Source organism: Brevundimonas sp. CURTG3B2_SDJG (assembly GCF_057364705.1).
Genome location: NZ_JBNFOJ010000253.1, coordinates 1 through 4,020, shown reverse-complemented (window position 1 = coordinate 4,020; position 4,020 = coordinate 1). Strand labels below are relative to the sequence as shown.

Below are 4,020 nucleotides of genomic sequence, written 5' to 3'. Positions count from 1 at the left end.
CGGTCGGCGGGCGGCCGCGGCGGCGCGGCCTGATCGTCCTGACCGACGAACGGGCGGGCGAGGGGCGTCCGCTGATCCCGATGATCCTGGCCGTCGCCGCCGTCCATGGGCGGCTGGTGGACGAGGGTCTGCGCACCTACTGCTCGCTGGTGGTCCGCTCGGCCGAGGCGATCGACGCCCACGCCTTCGCCGTCCTGGTCGGCTGCGGGGCCACGGCGGTCAACGCCTGGCTGGCGCAGGAGAGCTTCCTGGATCGGCTGGAGGGCGGGCGCTATCCGGGCCTGAGCCTGCGCGACGCCTGCCTGAATCATAAAGCCGCGGTCGAGGCCGGGCTGATGAAGATCCTGGCCAAGAAGGGCATCTCGGTCATCTCGGCCTATCGCGGCGCCTGCGAGTTCGAGGCGCTGGGCCTGAGCCGCGCCCTGGTGGCGGAGTTCTTCCCGGGCATGACCTCGCGCATCTCGGGCGTCGGCCTAGCCGGCATCGAGGGGCAGGCGGTGGCGCGGGCGCGACGCGCCTTCGCCTCGGACCGGGCGTCCCTGCGCATCGGGGGCGCGCATCGGATCCGGGCCGGCGAGGAGACCCACGCCTGGGACGCCGAGATGATCCACCGGCTCCAGGACGCGACCACCCGCAATGACTACAGGCGCTTCAAGGCCTACAGCCGCCGGGCCCGCGAGCTGCCGGCGGTGGCGCTGCGCGACCTGCTGGATTTCCGCGAGGCGACGCCGATCCCGATCGAGGAGATCGAGAGCGTCAACGAGATCCGCAAGCGCTTCGTCACCCCCGGCATGTCGCTGGGCGCCCTCAGTCCTGAGGCGCACGAGACGCTGAACATCGCCATGAACCGCATCGGCGCCCGCTCGGTCTCGGGCGAGGGCGGCGAGGATCCCGAGCGCTACACGCCGCGCCCGAACGGCGACAACCCGAACTCGGCGGTCAAGCAGATCGCATCCGGCCGCTTCGGCGTCACGGCCGAATACCTGAACCAGTGCCGCGAGATCGAGATCAAGGTGGCCCAGGGCGCCAAGCCGGGCGAGGGCGGCCAATTGCCCGGCTTCAAGGTCACCGAGTTCATCGCCCGCATGCGCCACTCTACGCCGGGCGTGGGCCTGATCTCGCCGCCGCCCCACCACGACATCTATTCCATCGAGGACCTGGCCCAGCTCATCTACGACCTGAAGCAGATCAATCCGGACGCCCGCGTGACGGTCAAGTTGGTCGCCCAGTCCGGCATCGGCGCGGTGGCCGCGGGCGTCGCCAAGGCCAAGGCGGACATCATCCTGATCGCCGGCCACAACGGCGGCACCGGCGCTTCGGCGCTGGCGTCCATCAAGCACGCCGGGATGCCGTGGGAGCTGGGCCTGTCGGAAGCCCACCAGGTGCTGAGCCTGAACGGCCTGCGCGGCCACGTGCGCCTGCGCACCGATGGCGGCGTGCGCACCGGCCGCGACGTGGTCATCGCCGCCATGCTGGGCGCCGAGGAGTTCGGCATCGGCACGGCGTCGCTGATCGCCGTCGGCTGCCTGATGGTCCGCCAGTGCCACTCCAACACCTGTCCGGTCGGCGTCTGCGTCCAGGACGAGCGCCTGCGCGCCATGTTCACCGGCACGCCCGAGAAGGTGGTCAACCTGTTCAGCTTCATCGCCGAGGAGACGCGCGAGATTCTGGCGTCGCTGGGTCTGCGCTCGCTGGACGAGGCGGTGGGCCGCACCGACCTGCTACGCCAGGTGTCGCGCGGCGGCGCCCAGCTGGACGATCTGGACCTGAACCCGCTGCTGGTGCGGGTGGGCGAGGGGGAAGGCGGCCGCCCGGCCGAGGCGCCGCGCAACGCCGTGCCCGACGCTCTGGACGCCCAGATCGTTCGCGACGCCACGCCCTTCCTGGAGCGGCGCGAGAAGATGCAACTGACCTATTCGGTGGCCAACACCCAGCGGACCATCGGCACGCGGCTGTCCTCGCACATCGTGCGCAAATACGGGTCAGGCCTGCCCGATGGCCACCTGACGCTGAACCTGCGCGGCGCAGCCGGCCAGTCGCTGGCCGCCTGGGGCGTCAAGGGCCTGCGCATTGAGTTGGACGGCGAGGCCAACGACTATGTCGGCAAGGGCCTGTCCGGAGCCGAGGTGGTGGTCCGGCCTCCGAACTGGCAGGCGGGCGCCGCCGTCATCGGCAACACCTGTCTGTACGGCGCCACCAGCGGCAGGCTGTTCGCGGCGGGCGCGGCGGGCGAGCGTTTCGCGGTCCGCAACTCGGGCGCCACCGCCGTGGTTGAGGGCGTCGGCGCTCACGGCTGCGAATACATGACCGGCGGCGCGGTAGTGATCCTGGGGACCACCGGCTGGAATTTCGGCGCCGGCATGTCCGGCGGCGAAGCCTTCATCCACGACCCCGAGGGCGAGGCGCACCTGCGGCTGAACACGGCGTCTGTCGTCTCAGGGGTGGTGATGGGCGAAGCGGCGGAACGCCTCCGCGTCCTGGTGGCCCGGCATGCGGCGGAGACCGGTTCGCCGCTGGCGGGCCGGCTGCTGGAGACCTGGGCGGCGGCGGTGACGAACTTCCGGCACGTGCTGCCGCGGGAGGAGGCCTGGGCGGTCACCGCGAAGCGGGCGTGACGCCACGCGATAGCACATGATCGGTCTGAGCCGTCGCTGACGCAAAGCTCTGAACGAGATCCGATGAACGCTGATACTGGTTTCGCGAAACAACTCAACCTATCCTGGTTCGACGCCCGGAATGAGGGCGAAGCTGGGGAGCGCCATGAGCCGGTTCACGATCACCGTCGTCAACAAGTCGAGTTCGACGCAGGACTTCTTTCTCTTTCAGGAACCCGTCCAGTTCATGGGCAGTCGGGCCTACAGCAACAGCCTAGGGACCCACAGCCTGACATCCGGCGCGACCGCCGTCTTCGACGTCGGACGACAGCTCCACGCCTGCGTGCAGGACGGAGGCGCGAACAGGCCCCAGGTCGGTCAGCCCTCGGGCCATAATCATGCAGCCCAACCGGTCGACCTGGCTCCCGGCGCGGCCGCGGCGACGGCGTCGGTTCCCCCTGGCATGTCGTATCGGCAAACCCATCCGGGCATGCAGCCGGGAACCTTCCGGATCATCACTCAGGCCTATCAGCCTCACATCCGCGCCAACATCGGCTTGGCGGTCGAGGTCAACGGACGCCTAGTGCTGTCCAGCTTCGTCGAAGGCATGCCCAACTATGTGATCGACGGCAGGCCCTTCTCCAAATTCTACATCCAGGCGGGCGGCTTCAGGGCGGGCGAAGTCATCGACTTCGGGGCGGCGAGCAACGGAGCGGCGGCGTGCGACTTCAGCGGCGGGCGGACCGGGGCGGAGGTGACCCTCGGCGGGGCGCGGGAATGGATCGTCGCGATGCGCTGATCGAGCCTCGGGCCTCGGCATAAAAAGGGGAGGCCTCTCGACCTCCCCTTCGTCATTCCAGCTTGCCGGAAAGCCTCAGGCCTCAGCGCCCCATCCACCCGCCAGCGCCTTGAACAGGGCGATCTGGTAGGTGGTGACCAGGGCTTCGGACGCCGCCAGCTGGGCGTCGGCCGACGCCAGGGTGCGCTCGGCGTCCAGGACCGTCAGGAAGCTGTCGGCCCCCGCGTCGAAACGCAGGCGTGACAGGCGGGCGGCGTTGGCGGCCTGGTCGCGGGCGGACCGGAGCGCCGTGCGGCGGTCCAGTTCGTTGGCGTAGTTGGCCAGGGCCGTCTCGGTTTCCTGAAGCGCCACCAGGACGGTCTGGTCGAAGGTGGCCAGGGCCGCATCGGACGCCGCGCTGGCCTGTTCGATCCGCGCGCGGGCGGCGAACACGTTCGGGAACGACCAGCTGATCAGCGGGCCGAACGAGAAGCGGAAGTTCTCGTTGTCGCCGAGCGCATCGGCGTCGGCCGCCGTGGCTCCCAGCGATCCGCCCAGGCTGATGCGCGGGTAGAGGTCGGCCGTGGCCACGTTCACCCGCGCCGCGGCGGCGGCCAGGTTGCGTTCGGCCTGGCGCACGTCGGGGCG

The 4,020-nt window shown here is 70.2% G+C and carries 3 protein-coding genes; 2 read left to right on the top strand and 1 reads right to left on the bottom strand.

The window, feature by feature from the left end; all coding sequences use genetic code 11:
* A partial coding sequence (locus tag AC2W7C_RS14410; protein WP_486002046.1) for a glutamate synthase-related protein occupies window positions 1-2,615 on the top strand: 2,615 nt, incomplete at its 5' end.
* Between the two features lie 145 nt (window positions 2,616-2,760).
* Window positions 2,761-3,393, top strand: coding sequence for a hypothetical protein (locus AC2W7C_RS14405; protein WP_486002045.1), 633 nt, complete (start codon window positions 2,761-2,763; stop codon window positions 3,391-3,393).
* A gap of 75 nt (window positions 3,394-3,468) precedes the next feature.
* On the opposite strand, the gene AC2W7C_RS14400 is transcribed toward AC2W7C_RS14405, so the two are convergent.
* On the bottom strand, window positions 3,469-4,020 hold a 552-nt coding region (locus tag AC2W7C_RS14400; RefSeq protein WP_486002044.1), incomplete at its 5' end, for a TolC family protein.